At 42.5% G+C, this 16,781-nt stretch carries 15 protein-coding genes; 9 read left to right on the forward strand and 6 right to left on the reverse strand.

Features of this window, described 5'->3' with window-relative positions:
- Nucleotides 1–188: 188 nt before the first annotated feature.
- The 3 genes from ACQKNS_RS23385 to brnQ all read right to left on the reverse strand — a co-directional run bounded on the left by ACQKNS_RS23385 (nt 189) and on the right by brnQ (nt 4,586).
- On the reverse strand, nt 189–2,105 hold the full coding sequence (locus ACQKNS_RS23385) for a vWA domain-containing protein (protein WP_427645665.1): 1,917 nt from the start codon (nt 2,103–2,105) through the stop codon (nt 189–191).
- A 15-nt stretch (nt 2,106–2,120) separates the two neighbouring features.
- On the reverse strand, nt 2,121–2,987 hold the full coding sequence (locus tag ACQKNS_RS23390; RefSeq protein ID WP_427645666.1) for an AAA family ATPase: 867 nt from the start codon (nt 2,985–2,987) through the stop codon (nt 2,121–2,123).
- A gap of 267 nt (nt 2,988–3,254) precedes the next feature.
- Nucleotides 3,255–4,586 (reverse strand): branched-chain amino acid transport system II carrier protein, encoded by a 1,332-nt coding sequence (gene brnQ, locus ACQKNS_RS23395; RefSeq protein WP_427645667.1) that lies wholly within the window; start codon nt 4,584–4,586, stop codon nt 3,255–3,257.
- A gap of 358 nt (nt 4,587–4,944) precedes the next feature.
- Between brnQ and ACQKNS_RS23400 the strand changes: the two genes are divergently transcribed.
- Complete coding sequence (locus ACQKNS_RS23400; RefSeq protein WP_427645668.1) at nt 4,945–5,511, forward strand: sugar O-acetyltransferase; 567 nt, start codon at nt 4,945–4,947, stop codon at nt 5,509–5,511.
- A 44-nt stretch (nt 5,512–5,555) separates the two neighbouring features.
- Here the strand turns inward: ACQKNS_RS23400 and ACQKNS_RS23405 are convergent, their stop codons facing one another.
- Entirely contained in the window at nt 5,556–6,200 is a 645-nt protein-coding gene (locus tag ACQKNS_RS23405; protein WP_427645669.1) for an SDR family oxidoreductase, read from the reverse strand.
- Nucleotides 6,201–6,557: 357 nt separating this feature from the next.
- Between ACQKNS_RS23405 and ACQKNS_RS23410 the strand changes: the two genes are divergently transcribed.
- Together ACQKNS_RS23410 and ACQKNS_RS23415 are read left to right on the forward strand one after the other, a co-directional pair.
- On the forward strand, nt 6,558–6,821 hold the full coding sequence (locus ACQKNS_RS23410) for a CD3324 family protein (protein WP_427645670.1): 264 nt from the start codon (nt 6,558–6,560) through the stop codon (nt 6,819–6,821).
- A 159-nt stretch (nt 6,822–6,980) separates the two neighbouring features.
- Nucleotides 6,981–7,616 (forward strand): FusB/FusC family EF-G-binding protein, encoded by a 636-nt coding sequence (locus tag ACQKNS_RS23415; RefSeq protein ID WP_427645671.1) that lies wholly within the window; start codon nt 6,981–6,983, stop codon nt 7,614–7,616.
- A gap of 350 nt (nt 7,617–7,966) precedes the next feature.
- On the opposite strand, the gene ACQKNS_RS23420 is transcribed toward ACQKNS_RS23415, so the two are convergent.
- Nucleotides 7,967–9,115 (reverse strand): amidohydrolase, encoded by a 1,149-nt coding sequence (locus ACQKNS_RS23420; RefSeq protein WP_427645672.1) that lies wholly within the window; start codon nt 9,113–9,115, stop codon nt 7,967–7,969.
- A 388-nt stretch (nt 9,116–9,503) separates the two neighbouring features.
- Between ACQKNS_RS23420 and ACQKNS_RS23425 the strand changes: the two genes are divergently transcribed.
- From ACQKNS_RS23425 to ACQKNS_RS23450, 6 genes are all read left to right on the forward strand, one after another.
- Nucleotides 9,504–10,832 carry an LLM class flavin-dependent oxidoreductase gene (locus ACQKNS_RS23425; RefSeq protein ID WP_427645673.1) on the forward strand — a complete coding sequence of 443 codons (1,329 nt, stop codon included), beginning with the start codon at nt 9,504–9,506 and terminating at the stop codon, nt 10,830–10,832.
- A gap of 84 nt (nt 10,833–10,916) precedes the next feature.
- Complete coding sequence (locus ACQKNS_RS23430) at nt 10,917–11,450, forward strand: GNAT family N-acetyltransferase (RefSeq protein WP_427645674.1); 534 nt, start codon at nt 10,917–10,919, stop codon at nt 11,448–11,450.
- Between the two features lie 16 nt (nt 11,451–11,466).
- Nucleotides 11,467–12,270, forward strand: a complete 804-nt coding sequence (locus ACQKNS_RS23435; RefSeq protein ID WP_427645675.1) for a transporter substrate-binding domain-containing protein — start codon at nt 11,467–11,469, stop codon at nt 12,268–12,270.
- Between the two features lie 24 nt (nt 12,271–12,294).
- Nucleotides 12,295–12,966, forward strand: coding sequence for an amino acid ABC transporter permease (locus ACQKNS_RS23440; protein WP_076370064.1), 672 nt, complete (start codon nt 12,295–12,297; stop codon nt 12,964–12,966).
- 4 nt (nt 12,967–12,970) lie between these two features.
- A complete protein-coding gene (locus ACQKNS_RS23445; RefSeq protein WP_427645676.1) occupies nt 12,971–13,738 on the forward strand; it encodes an amino acid ABC transporter ATP-binding protein in 768 nt (255 codons plus the stop codon).
- Between the two features lie 5 nt (nt 13,739–13,743).
- The gene (locus tag ACQKNS_RS23450) at nt 13,744–15,084 is read left to right on the forward strand and encodes an MmgE/PrpD family protein (protein WP_427645677.1); all 1,341 of its coding nucleotides are present in this window, start codon (nt 13,744–13,746) and stop codon (nt 15,082–15,084) included.
- A 207-nt stretch (nt 15,085–15,291) separates the two neighbouring features.
- Here ACQKNS_RS23450 and gltD read toward each other — a convergent pair whose 3' ends face one another.
- Complete coding sequence (gene gltD / locus ACQKNS_RS23455) at nt 15,292–16,773, reverse strand: glutamate synthase small subunit (RefSeq protein ID WP_427645678.1); 1,482 nt, start codon at nt 16,771–16,773, stop codon at nt 15,292–15,294.
- Nucleotides 16,774–16,781 lie beyond the last annotated feature (8 nt).

The following is a 16,781-nucleotide window of genomic DNA, read 5'->3' on the forward strand; positions in this document are numbered from 1 at the left end:
ACCCCAATCCCGCCAAAAGAAATCGCATTCGTCATCTTTTCAAGTTTCCATCCATATATTCGCTTACTGAAACTGCCATGACAAACAAAAAACGCAGTAAGATCCATTGGATCCTATTGCGTTTTTCACTAATATTCTAATCAAATGCATTTACCCGTTTTAAATGATGGGTGGGGGAACTTCGTTTCTCATATGGACTTCAGCAGCAGTTTTTTTAACAGCGGTGTAAATTGTTCTGGCAATTCAGCTACACTCGGAATCATTAGGCGCTCTTTTCCATAGATGTTTTTCATCGTCAATTCTTCGCTTTCCTCGATGCCTCCATCCGCTAAAAACAGGCCGATGACTTCTATGCCCTTTTTCCTGGCTTCCGAAACAGCAAGATGTGTATCAACAATGCCATTTTGGTCATAATCGCTTGCTGCCGGCTCACCATCGGAAAACACGAGCAAGAACCGGTTCTTCTCCCGCCTTTTTTCCAATTCCATTGCGGCAACCCTGATGCTGTAACCGTCCCTGTTGTCTTCCTCTGGTTCAAGCTGCATGATTTTAGCTCCTGAGTTTAGATAAAGAGAATCGGAATGGGACTGGATCACATGGAAGTAGTTCGGCTGATATCCTTCTCTCACTTCATTTGCATCTTCCCAAAATCCAACGATCGAGTGGGGGATCTTTAACTTTTTCAGTACTTCATGAAACAGGACGACCCCTCGTTTCGTTTCATCCATTTTATTATGCATGGAAGCGGAGCAATCGATCAGCAATGTGAATACGGCATCCATTTCATTTGAATCCTGGTTCTTTTTATAAAAGACCCGGGGATTTTCCTCAAAAACAAGCGGCAGTAATTTCTTCGATAAGCGGCCAAAAACCAAATCTTTTCTTGGTGCGTTCTTTTTATTTTCCAGTGTCTTTTCAATTGTACTGGAGAGTTTTCTCTTGAACGGTTCGATATCCGCAACAAATTCACGGTAGCGTTTCTCTTCCGTAAGTGTAGGTATTTTGGCTTCCTTGATTACTTGGACGACGTCTTTGTTTTCTTCACCAAATGGATGTTCACCGCTTTTGCCCATATTCGTTTGTTTCTTCTCCAGCGTTTCCTGCTGATTGTATTCCTTTTGTTTACTTTCCCCTGATGAACCCTGGATGGAAGCCAGTGCTTGGTCGGCATCTTCCGCTTCCCGTGCACCTCCGCCCATCAGACTTGTTTTCGTTCCCTGCTCCAATTCAAATTGAAGAAAAGTCGAATTACTCTCGCCGTTCTTATTCTCCCGGTGCCATGTCGAGAATTTTTCATCAATGAACTCACTTTTTTCTTCGTCGACATCTTCTGTATCATCGTTCAACAGTTCATCATTTCTTGTCAGTTCATCAAATAAGGTATTTGCCTTATACTTTTCCACATTTGCAATGGGAAAGATGAAATATTCATTCATCGTATCCTCGTATCCATCGTTCACACGGAAAACGATCTGCTCGCAAATCCTCGTGATGTCACTCGTTTTAGTGGCTTCAAAGACAGAATGGATGAACGGTTTGAGTTTCTCCAATTCTTCCAGCTGCCTTTCATTGGCCCTTGGGAAAATCGGGTCCGGCCTGTCAGATTGAAGCAGTAAATAGATGAGGCAGTATAATTCATCCAGTGCAAAACTTCTTGTGACATTCGTCGTCAATTGGCTTTCGAAATATTGTTTAAGGTAAGCCCCCCTTACCGAAAACCATTTTTTCGTGCCCGGCCTTTCCTTCTTCACCAATTCTTCCAATCGCAAGTCTTCCAGTATAGCGAATAATTGGGCTGCAAACTTCGGAAGCGAACTTTCCCCGATGATATCCTGGTACTCCTTCATGCTCTGGATCGTTGAATGATGCAGCGTACCTATCGTCCTAAGGAGCACGTCCGTTTTCAGTCCCGCTTCCTTCACTTCCTTATTGCCATTTTCCCAAAAATGGCTGGCTGTGACCTTATTCTCGATCAGATCAATGAAGGAACCATAATTGTATTCGAATTCCAGCTCAGGAATGCCGGATAAAACCGTCGAGAGATCCTGAAGCTGTAAAAAAAGAGCCGTATCTATTATTGAATCATTGAAACGGATATACTTCATGAGGCATTCTCCTAGTTAGAATAATGTGTCAGCCAAGTTCTTCACAAACTCACGCTCCCGCTCCTCGTCCAACTTATCCACTATGGAACGAAGAATCGCCCGTTTCGGCGGGATCAACACACTCAGATCGCAGGCATCAAGCAATGCCCTGATCGATGCCGCATCTTCAGCCACCTTCCCTTGATTCACGGCATTTATCAAATCACTCGACAGTTTAACGAACAATTCTATGCTTCTTGGTTCCTTCAACTTTGTATTGGTTTCTATCAATTGCTTTAACTGCTCCCCTTCGATATAAGGAACTTCAATTACGACAAACCTATTTTTTAGCGCTTCATTCAGCGGCACTGTACCGACATACCCTTCGTTGATTGCAGCAATCACATTAAAGCCATCTTTTGCCGTTATGACTTCATTCGTGAACGGATTCGTTATCGTCCTTCTGTAATCAAGCACACCATTGATAAGCGGCAGAGTTTCCGGTTTTGCCATGTTGATTTCATCTATATATAAGAAGTGACCGTGATTCATCGAATTGGTCACTGGTCCAGGTACGAATTCTATCACTTGTTTTTCCTCTTTGTAAGCCAACGTCTTGAAGCCCAATAAGCTTTCGGCATCCAAGTCGACTGAGCAGTTGACACTGAACATCGGCTGGTTGAATAAATTCGATAATGTCTCGGCAAATTTTGTCTTTCCAGCCCCTGTCGGACCCTTCAAAAGGATATTCTTCCCCATGCTTAAGGCCGTGATGGCATCCACCATCAACTCCATCTCGGGAGGCAGATATCCTCCGCTCCTGATCAATTCCTCGAATTGAACAGGATTTTTTTTGCTTGCTTGCAATATATTTGCGATTTCTATTGGTAATCGATTGATCATTGTGTTCCTACACCCCTTTCTGAACATTTTAAGGCTCTTTCCCATTAAAAACAAACACTAAGAAAAGGAGCTGTCATCAAGACAGCTCCCAGACTGCAGGCAAACTAGAAGAAAAGCTACTTTGCCTGCAGTTTTTTATTTTAATAGACGCTCCAGTTGATTGGAACGGTAGGTACGAGTCTCCTGCTTAGAAAAGCGCGTCCAAGGGAGAGACCGCGGAAAGCGATTGCCTGGAGCAACGTTATTCGAAGTTCATTCTGATGATCCTTAATAGGCTTCTTTAGGGCCACCTTTCATAAGGTATACGATATAGCCCAATACACCGCCGATGATGGCAGGAATCACCCATCCCACCCCTACACTATATAGTGGGAGGTATTGAGTGAAAAGGTCTGAAACAGCTTCCAATTTAATGCCTGATGCCACTATTCCATCCATTATGCTGATGACCGCCGTTAATAATAAGCTTCCTAAATATACCTCCGATTTTCCTTTGAAAAAGGAATGGAAGAATGTTAGAACAATCAAAACGATCGCTACGGGATAAAGAGCCGTTAACACAGGCACTGTAATGGAAATGAGCTTGGTCAAACCTACATTGGCAACAGCTGCACTAAAAACAGAGAAGATGACGACATATGATTTATACGATACAGCAGGCAGTATTTTATTGAAATACGTAGCACAAGCCGTTATCAAACCGATGCTTGTCGTTAGGCATGCAGCAATCACAATCAGCCCTAATAACACGGCGCCAGCCGATCCGAAAAAATGATTCGAGGCTTGGGCCAAAACGTCTCCTCCATTACTGAGCTGACCGAGCTTTTCCACACTTGTTGCCCCGACATAAGTTATGGACGCATAAACGATCACCAACAAAGTGGCAGCTATTAAGCCGGCCTTCATACAAAATCCTAACACTTCTTTTCTTGATGTTATCCCTTTATCTTTGATTGCGTTGATGACTATGATACCGAATGCAAATCCGGCCAGCGTATCCATAGTCAAATATCCTTCTTTGAATCCCTTAAAGAAAGAATTATCTGAATAATCAACCGATGGTGACTGGATTTCACCCATTGGATTGATGATGGCGACCACAATGAGGATCCCGATGAAAATCAATAATAATGGTGTTAATATTTTCCCGACGATATCCAGCATTTTTGATGGATTAATGGATAATAAACAGGCAATTCCAAAGTAAATGATCGTGAATATCAGCAATGGCAAAAAGCTGACATCATTAGAAAGGAAAGGTTTAATCCCTATTTCATAGGATACACTCCCCGTTCTGGGAAGCGCGAAAAGCGGTCCCAAAGACAAATAAAGAACGACTGTGAAAATGATGCCGAATAACGGGTGTGCCCGGCTTGCAAGCGATTGAACATCATTTTTTCCCGAAAAACCAAATGCCAATATTGTAATGAATGGCAAACCCACCCCAGTAATGATGAATCCTAAACTGGCTGACCATAAATTAGTCCCGGCTGATTGTCCGAGCATGGCAGGGAAAATTAAGTTACCTGCACCAAAAAACAAAGCAAAAAGCATTAACCCTGTTACAATGATAAAAGAAAGTGGTGCTTTCTGTGTCATATAGAGCCCTCCATTGTGTTGATTATCTTAACGAAGAAAAGAGTTGTCCATCAATTTCCCGTAAAAAAGTGACAAGAACTGAGGAACGCATTCTACCTATCTGTTAACATGTACCTTCATGAAACTATCAATCATCTATAACTCTCCTTACTATAAAATCAGGCGGAAAGTTTGTCAAAGTTATTTCATTAATTATTCGGAAAAATCTTTCTTTTCTTACTTCTTTTTTTAGAAAATAAGCTAGGCATCCTGATTTAATAGAAATGTTGAGTAAAAAGTACTGCAATTTATTTTGCAGGAAAAATATTTTAATATCAGATAAAATCTTCTAAAAACCAAGAAAATAGGAGGAATTAACATGAATACGGAAAAAGAAAAAATGGTGAGCGGGGAACCCTACATGGCCGCTGATCCGGAATTAGTTCGAGATAGGGAAAATGCCAGAAGGTTGACCCGGTTATACAACCAGACAACGGAAACCGAAGGAGATGTACGAACTGCCCTGCTGAAACAGCTTTTAGGTTCCACTGGGCTAAATGTATATATGGAACCCACTTTCCGTTGTGATTATGGATACAACATTTCTGTCGGGGAAAATTTTTATGCTAATTTCGATTGTGTCATTTTGGATGTTTGTGAAGTGAAAATTGGCAGGGACTGCATGTTGGCTCCAGGAGTGCATATCTATACAGCCACACATCCGCTGGATCCCTTTGAACGCAGTTCTGGAGTGGAATATGGAAAACCGGTTACGATCGGTGATCATGTTTGGATTGGCGGCGGGGCCATCATCAATCCTGGCGTAACGATTGGGAATCATTCCGTCGTCGCTTCTGGGGCAGTCGTAACAAAGGATGTTCCTGAAGGCGTTGTTGTCGGTGGAAACCCAGCGAAGGTCATCAAGCATATTGAAGGACTTAAATAAGGCAGGACCCACTCCCCCCTGAGTGGCCCTGCCTCCTTTTTTCGTTAAATTTTCCTTAATGCTTCCTCGATTGCAGTTTCACCAGAGATTAAATCAAATGAACGCTTGTAGGTACTTTCTTCGCTTAAGGAAGCAAGGATCGTCCGAGCCACATCTTCACGTGCGATCTGACCCCTTTCCAATTCTTCGGCGGCGGCCACTTTGCCCGTCCCCGGTTCATTCACCAAACCGCCTGGCCTAATGATCGTATAATTTAAATCGCTTTGTAACAATGCCCTGTCCGCATAGTGCTTGGCCACATAATACGGTTTGATGGCTTCATTCCAGTTTTCACGATTATTGGCCTGAAATGCGCTTACCATGATGAATCGGTTGATTCCCAAGTTTTCTGCCGCTTCGACCGTTTTGACAGCACCATCCAAATCGATCAACAGCGTTTGATCAGCACCTGTGCTTCCTCCGGATCCTGCTGTAAACACGATGGCATCGCAGCCTTTTGCCGCACTCGCAATCTCTTCCACCGATCCAGTTAAGCTCACGACGGCAGATTCAATTCCATTTTTCTCTAAATGCTTACTTTGTTCCTCTTTACGAACCATTGCCCGTACACTATGTTCCGGACTATCTTTTAATAAATCCACAAGATATTTACCGATCTGCCCATTTGCCCCAACTACGAATACTTTCATAAAGGTCAGCTCCCATAATGGTTAGTTTGGTTTCCATTCAAATTATTTCATGGACTCTGTACATTATCAAACAATCAGCCCGCCGAGTCTTCTTTAACATTGGAAAAAGTTTGGCAACCACCCTTATATATTTTATAATAAGAACAATACCTGTTCTTCAGGGACACAACGGGGAGGTGTAAAAGATGGCAATAAGAATGTTAATGCCACCTTCTGCAGCATCTCATGCAAAGCCTAGTATTGGAGGCGATACTTTGCATGGGGTTGAATTAAGCTAAACTAATCGCCCGCCTTATCATTTCTAATATTCGGCTTTGCACCTTATTTCATTTAAAAAAGAATAAGGGGCTGGCAGAAATGAAATATGTAAAAGCGACGTCCGTTTTGCCTGAAAAACTGATCGTTGAAATTCAAAAGTATGTGCAAGGTGAAACCATATATATCCCTAAACCTGAAAAGGCCCATCACAAATGGGGAACCCGTTCGGGATCAAGGGAATTGATCGATGACCGCAATGCCTCTATAAAGTATGCATTCAAAGACGGTCATACCATCCATCAATTAGCCGAGGAACATTTTCTCTCTGCGGAAACCATCAAGAAAATCGTTTATTCCAAATAAGATTTCATGGGTAGCACTGATAATGATATCAGTGCTATTTGTATGCCGAGTATGTTTCTTAGTCGTTTTCCCCCTTTTAAAGCAGATGCGATTTCTGTAAAGTAAAGAGAAACGGTATCATGTGACAAGTAACGAGCAACAGAAACAGGAGTGAAGAAAATGGAACCTTTTATCAGGAGCGAGCAGTATAACTTCATAAAATCCCAAACACAGATCCTCATAAATGGACACGCGACGGCCAACGATAAGGATGTGATCAACACCCTGAAAACAGTCGCCAAAGAACGAGTATTAAGCTTGTTCAGTGACTTGAGCGAAGAGCAAAAACAACTGCTTGACCCAGTGGATACCATTAAAGAGCCCGCACAAGCCGAGGTCTTTCTCTTACAGGTGAAGCCATTTGTGATCCCATTTAAGGAAGTAAACGAAAAAACGATAAAAAAATTATTTCCTAAAGCAAAGAAATTAAAAGCCCCTTTGCTGGAAAACATTGATTTGAGGGAGATTTCATACCTGGGATGGGATGATGTCGGTTCCGGAAAGAAATTCATCATTGCACCCCATCATAATAAACTCACCGGATTGCATGGAACCATTAAACCTGCCAACAAAAAAGGGATCTGTGCCATCTGCAGCCGCTTTGAAGAAGTAGGGATGTTCATGTCTGAAACAAAAGGAACCGTCCAAGGGACATTCATTAAAAAAGGGAATTATATTTGTCTGGACAGTATGAAATGCAACCAGAACGTAACCACCTTGGATAAAATGACCGACCTAATCGAGCGGCTGAAATAATAAGGAAAAGCACCGAAGCGGTCCTTTTAAAAAATTATCATTTCTTTGAACAATACTTGCCATCTGGTATGAAATAATAAACAACACGCTTATGATTTCTCCTAAGCGTGTTGTTTTCCTTTGCATTTATATCATGAATCCCTCATGTATTTATACGGCAGTAATTCACCGATTTTCACCTTGACCGTTTTCCCATTAACATTCAGTATGACAAAGCACTCATTTGCATAATCCGAAATTAATTCCCGGCACATCCTACACGGGCTAACCACTTTTAAAATTCCGTCTTCATCATCGGAATAGGGATGCTTCCCGCCACGATGGTATCGAATCCCTTCTCTTCCAATATTTCATTCAGGGATTTTTTTTAACACTTCTAAAGCCAATAAGCGGAAATAAGATGCAGCTGAAAAAAGTGCCGTTTCATCAACTATAAACTTAGGATGATGCAGGTCATACGGACCGCCAGACCCTATCATTACGAATGCACCTGGTATTTTTTCTTGGTAAAATGCGAAGTCTTCCCCTATGGAGCTAGCTTCCAGGATCTTTGTCGTGTAACCTGCTGTTTCTCCAACCTGAAGCGCCAAATCTGCCCATTCAGGCGTATTATCAACTGATGGGGGGCCGGGATGCCAGGATAATTCAACATTTGCATTGAAAGTTTCACTTATACCATGCAGGACCTGTTCCATACGTTTCTGGATGAACTCTCGTTGAATTTTACTGAAAGTGCGGACGGTTCCTTCCAAATATGCACGATCCGGGATAACATTCCACGTTGAGCCGCTATGAATTTGAGTGATGCTCAAAACCGCGGACTCTTTTGGTGCCACATTGCGGCTGATGATGGTTTGCAACGTTGAGATAATATGTCCCGTTATGATAATCGGATCATTTCCCTCTTCCGGTTTGGCCGCATGTGAACCAGTTGCTTTTACATGCACTTCAAAGCGATCGACTCCCGCTGTCAGTGCGCCATGTTTTGTCCCTAATTCCCCAACTTGCAATGTCGGATCATTATGAAGGCCAAAAATCACATCCACATCATTCAGCACACCGGTTTCCATTAAAGCACTTGCACCATGTCCCGTTTCCTCCGCAGGCTGAAAAATCAAGAGAATCGTACCGGAAAGGTCCCTTTCTTCTTTTTTTAATAAAAAAGCAGTCCCCAAAATGACGGAAGTGTGAAAGTCATGACCACATGCATGCATCACGCCGATGTGCCTTGAAGGAAAGTCCACTTCAGATTGCTCTAAAATCGGTAAAGCATCAATGTCGGAGCGAAGTGCTATCGTAGGCCCCGGCTTACTCCCTTTTATCTCAGCTACGACACCAGTTTCCAATGGAAAATCAAGTATTTTAATATCTTGCGATTGAAGCGCTTCTTTAATTTTTTTAGTCGTTTCAAATTCTTGGTTTGATAATTCAGGTGTCATATGAAGATCGCGCCTGAATTCCAATAGATATTTTTCCAATTCTGCATTGCTTATGTTCAACGGTTGTCCATCTCCTTAAAAATCCGAATAGTGAAGCGGCTATCAAATAAGCTATTCGATAAACGTATAAAGAATGCGTTCCATTTCAGGTAGATTCATGGCATCATAACAATGAATGAAGAGTGTGTTTATTCCGAATATTTAACATTGACAAATTATTATATTAGATGCTACCATTTGATTTAATTTCTATATTCTATTAACGTACCAATCCAACAAAGGATTCAATTTCTAATAGAAAAAGTACGGAAATACATGGTCGGAAGGAACCCTCTTCTTAACTGGAAGCGGGTTTTATTTCAGCATTAATTCATAGTAAACCAGTAAGGATATTTACATTATAAATCCCCTGCGTTTAAAAGTGAAGACATAAAGGAGCAATTGACACATGAAAAAGAAAACAGTAAAGCTTGGTGTATTTTTGGCCGGAACGGGACATCACGTTGCTTCTTGGAGGCATCCTAACGCCAATCCTAAAGCTAATATGAGCATCGATTATTTTAAGGGGTTGGCCCGAACTGCCGAAAAAGGTTTATTTGATTTATTATTTTTGGCAGATAGTTTGTCAGTTGCAAAGGACTCGCATCCTAATATTCTGACTCGCTTCGAGCCATTGACCTTGTTATCTTACCTAGCCTCGGCGACTTCCAATATTGGTTTGGTTTCAACGGCCTCCACCACTTACGAAGAACCCTTTAATGTTGCTAGGAAATTCGCTTCTTTAGATCATATTACCTCCGGCCGTGCTGGCTGGAACGTAGTCACGACGTCCCTTGCCTCCACTGCAGTAAACTTCAATAAATCAGAACATTTAGAACATGGTCTACGTTATAAAAGGGCTACTGAATTTGTTGAAGTTACCAAGAAGTTGTGGGACTCATGGGAAGACGATACATTGGTCATCGATAAAGGAACAGGCCAATTCATTGATGAAAGCAAGTTTCATGAAATCAATCATCAAGGTGAGTTTTTCAACGTAAAAGGACCATTGAATATTTCCCGCTCCCCTCAGGGGCATCCGGTCATTGTACAAGCAGGCTCTTCTGGTGCTGGGCAATTGCTTGCAGCAAAGCACGCAGAGGTTGTCTTTACTGCCCAGGAGAACAAGGAGGACGCGGTTTCCTTTTACCATGAGTTAAAAGGGCAATTGGCCGCTTATAACCGGGAGAAAAGCAGCTTGAGCATCATGCCTGGTTTGTTCCCGATTGTGGGACAGACCGAGAAGGAAGCCCAAGAAAAGTACGAGGCATTGCAGGAGCTGATCATTCCCGAAATAGGATTGGCTGTTATGGGTAGGTATTTTGGAAATGTGGATTTTTCGAACATTCCTTTGGATACGCCGTTTGCTGATATTTCGCTACCAGAACAAGTAGATGGCATCCAAAGTAAATATGATTTGATCGTTAAACGGGCGATCAATGAAAATTTGACGTTACGTCAGACATATCAGTGGGTTGCAGGATCACGCGGACATCATATCGCAATTGGAACACCTACGCAGATTGCCGATAAGATTGAAGATTGGGTGAATGGAAATGCGGCTGACGGCTTTAATATCATGCCGGCCCTCCTGCCTGATTCTTTAACGGATTTTGTAGAACTGGTTGTCCCTGAACTGCAATCAAAAGGAATTTTCCGTACGAAATATGAAAGTAACACATTACGAGGGAACCTTGGCCTTAATAAACCGGCCAACCAATATTCCCATAAGCTTTAAACACCTTACAACTGGCTGATAGTTTTCAAAAACGGAATCACCATCCGATGATGAATGAACTCGATAGAGTATAGGAGGCGCAAGATGAGTCAAATATTTCGTGAAGTATGTATAGAAGATGTGGATAAATTCCTCCAATTAACATTGGATGCTTATGCGAGTATAAGAGAGCTGGATATTCACTTCTCTGCGGCAACCGCCACGAGAGAGGAAGCGATTAAGCATATATCCGAAAATAAGGTATATGTCCTGGAGGAAAATGGAACATTCATTTCGACCGTATCGATTCGGTTGCCTTGGGGCCCTAATCCTGGCCCGCTCGTATTGCCACACATAGGCTGGTTCGCTACAAATCCTGCATATAAACGCCAAGGCATCGGCAAAAAAGTGCTGTCATGGCTCGAAGAAGAAATTTTGAAGAAGCAGCTGAGAGCCCCCGCTGTGACGCTCGGAACCGCGGATAATCATCCATGGCTAAAGGAAATGTACGAAAAAAGTGGCTTTGAAGTGATCGGGCAAAAAGATTTAGGCAAAGGTCATCTCACAATCTATTTGAGGAAAGTCTTACAGCCTGGACAATATCAAGCTTGGACTGAAAAACATAAACAAACCATTTAATAATAGGAGGAAAATAATGATGAAAAAAATTCTATCACTTGGACTCTCTTTACTTTTCATATTAGTGCTTGCAGCATGTGGCAATTCAAAACAAGAGAATGCTGCCAATGATTCCGAACAAAAAACAATTAAAGTGGGGTCCACTGGCCAAAGCTATCCAAATGGTTATCAAGAGGATGGTAAATTAATAGGTTTTGACGTAGAACTTACAGAACGCATCGCCAAGAATTTAGGATACAAGGTAGAGTGGGTCACTTCTGATTTCAGCGGGATAATGGGGCAATTGGGATCAGGTAAATTGGACACCGTTGCGAATGCCGTTGCAATAACACCGGAACGCCAAGAGCAATTTAATTTTACAGAGCCGTATAGTTATTATGGTGCACAAATTGTATCAAGCACAAAAAACGAGGATATTAAAAGTTTGGATGATCTTAAAGGCAAAACCGTTTCCGGTGTGCTTGGGTCAAATAACGTAGCAAACCTAGAAAAATATGATAAAAACGGCGATATCAAAATACGAACTTATGAAACCCGGGATGGCGCGATGCAAGATGCCATTAACAATCGTGTAGATGGATATATCAATTCCCGCCCAATCCTAGTTGCAGAAATAAAGAAAAATGATCTTCCGTTAAAACTAGTTGGTGATCCAGTGGCCTATGAAAATGTAGGATATCCATTTCCCAAAACAGAAAAAGGCAAAAAATTAAATGATGAATTCACGGCAGAAATCAAAAAACTTAAAGAAGATGGTACATTGGCGAAGCTGTCCAAAAAATATTTTGGTGAAGATATCACCACGAATTCCGGCGAATAAGCATAGCGGAGGTTTTAAAGCATTATGAATTTTGATTTACAATATATGTTGGAAATTTCCCTGCAAATCGCAAAATTTATTCCAATCACTCTGGTTTTAGCCATCATTTCGATGGCTTTAGCCATTATTATCGGACTTGTAGTAGCCTTAATAAGGAATAGCAATATTTTTGGAATCACCCAATTGGCAGGTTTATATATCTCTTTATTCCGGGGCATGCCAACATTGGTACAATTATTCATCATTTATTACGGTTTACCACAGTTATTCCCGTCGTTGTCAACGATGGAAGCAATGACGGCGGCGATCATTGGATTCAGTTTGAAAGAATCCTCTTATTTAGCAGAAATTTTCCGGGCTGGATTGAATTCCGTGGACAAAGGGCAGATGGAAGCGGGCCTTGCAACAGGCATGAAAAGAGTGCAGATTTACTCGCGAATCATATTACCCCAGGCTGCTTTAAATGCATTGCCAGCAACAGGGAATACATTCATATCTTTGATTAAAGAAACGTCCCTTGCCTTTACGTTAGGAATTACGGAACTATTTGCAGAGGGAAAAATTATTGCATCCGCTAACATGCGCTTTTTCGAGACGTATTTGGTGGTTGGCTTGATTTACTGGCTATTGGTTATTCTTTATTCTTGGATACAACAATACCTGGAAATTTGGCTCAGCAAACCACTTAGAAGGTGATCATATGATAAAAGTTAGAAACTTATCTAAATATTTTGGTGATAAACAAGTGTTGAACGATATTAACTTGGATATAAGAACCGGGGAAGTTGTCGCCATAATCGGCCCTTCAGGTTCTGGAAAATCAACGTTATTACGCTGTCTGAATCTGTTGGAAAAGCCCAACAGCGGCACCATCGAAATCAAGGATGTAAAATTGGATACCCAAAAATATAAAGAGAAAGACGCATACCAATTAAGGCAGCAAACAGCGATGGTATTCCAACACTATAACCTTTTTAAAAATAAAACGGCCCTAAAAAACGTGATTGAAGCTTTGCTTGTCAGCAAAAAGATGAAAAAAGAAGAAGCCATTCAAATCGGCATGGATCTATTGAAACGGGTTGGCTTGGAAACACAAGCCAAACAATACCCCGTTACCTTATCCGGCGGACAACAGCAGCGTGTCAGCATCGCTAGAGCATTAGCTGTGAAACCACATGCCATTTTATTCGATGAACCTACCTCCGCTCTAGATCCCGAATTGGTTAATGAGGTTTTACAAGTAATACGGGAGTTAGCGAAAGAGGATACCACAATGGTGATCGTGACGCACGAAATGCAATTTGCGAAGGAAGTTGCTGACCATGTCATATTCATGGCAGACGGACATATTATCGAACAAGGCACCCCAGAACAAGTGATTGAGCATTCCCTTAATCCGCGAACTCAGCGTTTTTTACGGCAAATGGGAGATGAAACGGACGGACCTGCTGGGCAAAAAAGGAAGTGAAGTGCATGAACACGGAAAGGTTATCCGAAATGATTTATCATTCCAATCCGTTGGTAAATGAAAAGGTATTACAGGCTGCAATCGAAGGTCTTCTTGATTATCTTGCTGTTTCCTATCAAACGAAATCCGAAAAGGAAATTACGATTTTAAAGCAAATCATTTTGGAAGAAGGCGGAAATGGGACGAGTTACTTGATTGGGAGTCACATACATGCAACAAGATCCCAAGCAGCCCTCTTCAATGGCTTTCAAGCTCATTTACTAGATTATGATGATGTACATTCAGATGTAAGAGGTCATCCAAGCGCAGTCATTTTGTCAGCATTGTTAGCAGTTGGAGAACCTGAAATGACCGGGAAACGTTTTTTAGCTGCATATGTGGTTGGTGTGGAAATCATGGCTCGTTTTGGGGAAGCTATGAATCCCTATCATTATACAAAAGGTTGGCATAATACGGCTACACTTGGCGTAATAGCTGCAGCTGGTGCGGTTGCGTATTTACGTGAATACTCACCACGCTTAATAGCTGAAACCATGAGTCTTGCCGCTACCCAATCGGCTGGTTTACGACTCCAATTCGGCACTGTCATAAAGCCGCTCCATGCAGGGATTGCCGCTAAAAACGCTGTGGATTCCGCAGATTGGATTCGGATGGGATTACATAGCAACCCCGACTTTTTAAATGATAAGAATGGGTTCTTTGAGGTATATGCAGAAAATGGAGTTCCCGATTTGACAGTGAATTGGGGAAAGACATGGCGGATCGAAACCCCAGGATTATGGTTTAAACAGTACCCTTTCTGTTCTGCTGCGGCACATGGCGCTGATGCAGCTGTCTTTTTGCATAAGACGTACGATTTGTCGGAAGAAGATATTGAATCGGTGAATGTTTGCTTTCCTCCAAATGGTGATTCCGCTTTGATTCACCTTAACCCCTCGACTGGTGAAGAAGGAAGATTTTCGATTGAGTATATTGTATGGCTCGCGCTTACTGGCAAACCCCTGACCTTTTCTTCTTTTGAATCGAAACCCATTCCCCATTCATGGAGGGAATCCTTTCAAAAAGTAACTAGGGAGACGGATGCAACGATCAAGCCTTCCAAAGCGGCACTCCCAGTGGGACGATTTACCATTGTGACGGTGACCACAACGAGCGGGGATGTACTATCGAAACGAATCGATACACCTAAAGGAAGTCCTGGGAATCCATTAACAAAATCCCAGCTAATAGAAAAATTGCATAAAGCCGTAGGAGATGAAATAGAGACAGAGAAAGTATTAGCAGCTGTCTATAAACTGCATCACACATCACTCGGCGTTCTTCAAGAAGCTGACTATAGAAGCTGACAAATTAGGCGAACAGTACTTATATACTGCTCGCCTAATTTGTTTACCAGTATCTTTACACTTGAATATGGGTCATTTACTCGTGAGTTTCGGACATTTACTCTGGATTCGGCGCTTTACTCGTGAGTTCGGGCCATTTACTCGTGAATTCCATTTTTCCCACCATAAAAAAAGGAAGTGCCATTATGGCACTTCCTTTTCTTGCTATTAAGGCAATACCGTTGCGCCCATCAAGTAGCGGTCCACTTCCCGCGCCACTTCACGGCCTTCATTGATTGCCCAAACGATGAGGCTTTGCCCTCTCCTTGCATCTCCGGCAGCAAAGACCCCTTCGACATTCGTTTTGTATTCGCCATAGACGGCATCAATTTTTTGATTTACTGTTTCTACGCCAAATTGAGTTAATAGCGGCATTTCAGTTCCTTCAAATCCGATTGCGATGAAAACGAATTGTGCAGGCCATACTTTTTCAGTTCCTGGAACTTCCCTGAAAATGTACATTCCGTCTTCGCCTTTGATTTTTTCCATTGAGATTGTGTGCAGTTCTTTAACGTTGCCATTTTCATCGGCTACGATTTTTTTTGTTTGGATTGAATATTGACGCGGATCTGCACCGAATTTCGCTTCCGCTTCTTCATAGGCATAATCAAGGGAAAATACATTCGGGTAGGCTGGCCACATATTATCAGATGTACGGGCCGTCGGAAGAATTGGATGCTTCCCGAATTGCACGACGCTCTTACATTCCTGACGAAGGGCAGTTGCGACACAGTCAGCTCCTGTATCCCCGCCGCCGATGACGATGACGTCCTTCCCCTTAGTGTCTATAAACTTGCCGTCTTCAAAATTGGAGTCCAACAGGCTTTTAGTCGAAGTCGTCAAGTAATCCATTGCAAGGTGAATGCCTGTTGCCCCGCGTCCTTCAATTACCAAGTCACGCTGCTTTTGGGCACCTGTGCAAAGGATGACTGCATCATATTGATCTTGCAGTTCTTCGGCTGTTATATCCTTGCCTACTTCTGTATTGGTAATGAAATCGATGCCTTCCTGGGTCAATAATTTAATTCGGCGGGCAACGACATCCTTTTCAAGCTTCATGTTCGGGATGCCGTATGTCAACAGCCCGCCTGCACGGTCTGAGCGCTCATAAACCGTGACCGAATGACCTGCTTGATTCAACTGGTCGGCACTCGCCAATCCTGCAGGGCCTGAACCGATGATAGCAATTTTCTTGCCGGTCCTGCTTTCAGGGATGCGAGGCGTGATCCAGCCATTTTCAAATCCTTTGTCGATGATGGTCCGTTCAATGTTCTTGATGGTAACGGCAGGATCGCTAATCCCTACTGTACAAGACCCTTCACAAGGGGCCGGGCAGACGCGCCCGGTGAATTCAGGGAAATTATTCGTTTTCGATAAACGGTCCAATGCTTCTTTCCATCTGCCGCGGTACACCAAATCATTCCACTCCGGGATCAGATTATGAATCGGACAGCCTGTTGTGACCCGGTTCAATTCCATGCCCATATGGCAGAAAGGGGTGGCGCAGTCCATACACCGCGCTCCCTGTGTACTTAACTTTTCATCAGAGAAAGGAGCTGTATATTCTCTCCAGTCGCTTAAACGAGTGAGAGGATTCCGGTCTTTTGGTTTTTCTCGCGGGTAATCCATAAATCCTGTTGCTTTTCCCATCTTTCTCT

The organism is Peribacillus sp. NPDC094092, assembly GCF_050279365.1.
Classification (GTDB): Bacteria; Bacillota; Bacilli; order Bacillales; family DSM-1321; genus Peribacillus.

Coding starts and splice junctions, on each gene's coding strand:
- ACQKNS_RS23385 (WP_427645665.1), bottom strand. CDS start 2,105: ATGAAGTATATCCGTTTCAATGATTCAATAATAGATACGGCTCTTTTT.
- ACQKNS_RS23390 (WP_427645666.1), bottom strand. CDS start 2,987: ATGATCAATCGATTACCAATAGAAATCGCAAATATATTGCAAGCAAGC.
- brnQ (WP_427645667.1), bottom strand. CDS start 4,586: ATGACACAGAAAGCACCACTTTCTTTTATCATTGTAACAGGGTTAATG.
- ACQKNS_RS23400 (WP_427645668.1), top strand. CDS start 4,945: ATGAATACGGAAAAAGAAAAAATGGTGAGCGGGGAACCCTACATGGCC.
- ACQKNS_RS23405 (WP_427645669.1), bottom strand. CDS start 6,200: ATGAAAGTATTCGTAGTTGGGGCAAATGGGCAGATCGGTAAATATCTT.
- ACQKNS_RS23410 (WP_427645670.1), top strand. CDS start 6,558: ATGAAATATGTAAAAGCGACGTCCGTTTTGCCTGAAAAACTGATCGTT.
- ACQKNS_RS23415 (WP_427645671.1), top strand. CDS start 6,981: ATGGAACCTTTTATCAGGAGCGAGCAGTATAACTTCATAAAATCCCAA.
- ACQKNS_RS23425 (WP_427645673.1), top strand. CDS start 9,504: ATGAAAAAGAAAACAGTAAAGCTTGGTGTATTTTTGGCCGGAACGGGA.
- ACQKNS_RS23430 (WP_427645674.1), top strand. CDS start 10,917: ATGAGTCAAATATTTCGTGAAGTATGTATAGAAGATGTGGATAAATTC.
- ACQKNS_RS23435 (WP_427645675.1), top strand. CDS start 11,467: ATGATGAAAAAAATTCTATCACTTGGACTCTCTTTACTTTTCATATTA.
- ACQKNS_RS23440 (WP_076370064.1), top strand. CDS start 12,295: ATGAATTTTGATTTACAATATATGTTGGAAATTTCCCTGCAAATCGCA.
- ACQKNS_RS23445 (WP_427645676.1), top strand. CDS start 12,971: ATGATAAAAGTTAGAAACTTATCTAAATATTTTGGTGATAAACAAGTG.
- ACQKNS_RS23450 (WP_427645677.1), top strand. CDS start 13,744: ATGAACACGGAAAGGTTATCCGAAATGATTTATCATTCCAATCCGTTG.
- gltD (WP_427645678.1), bottom strand. CDS start 16,773: ATGGGAAAAGCAACAGGATTTATGGATTACCCGCGAGAAAAACCAAAA.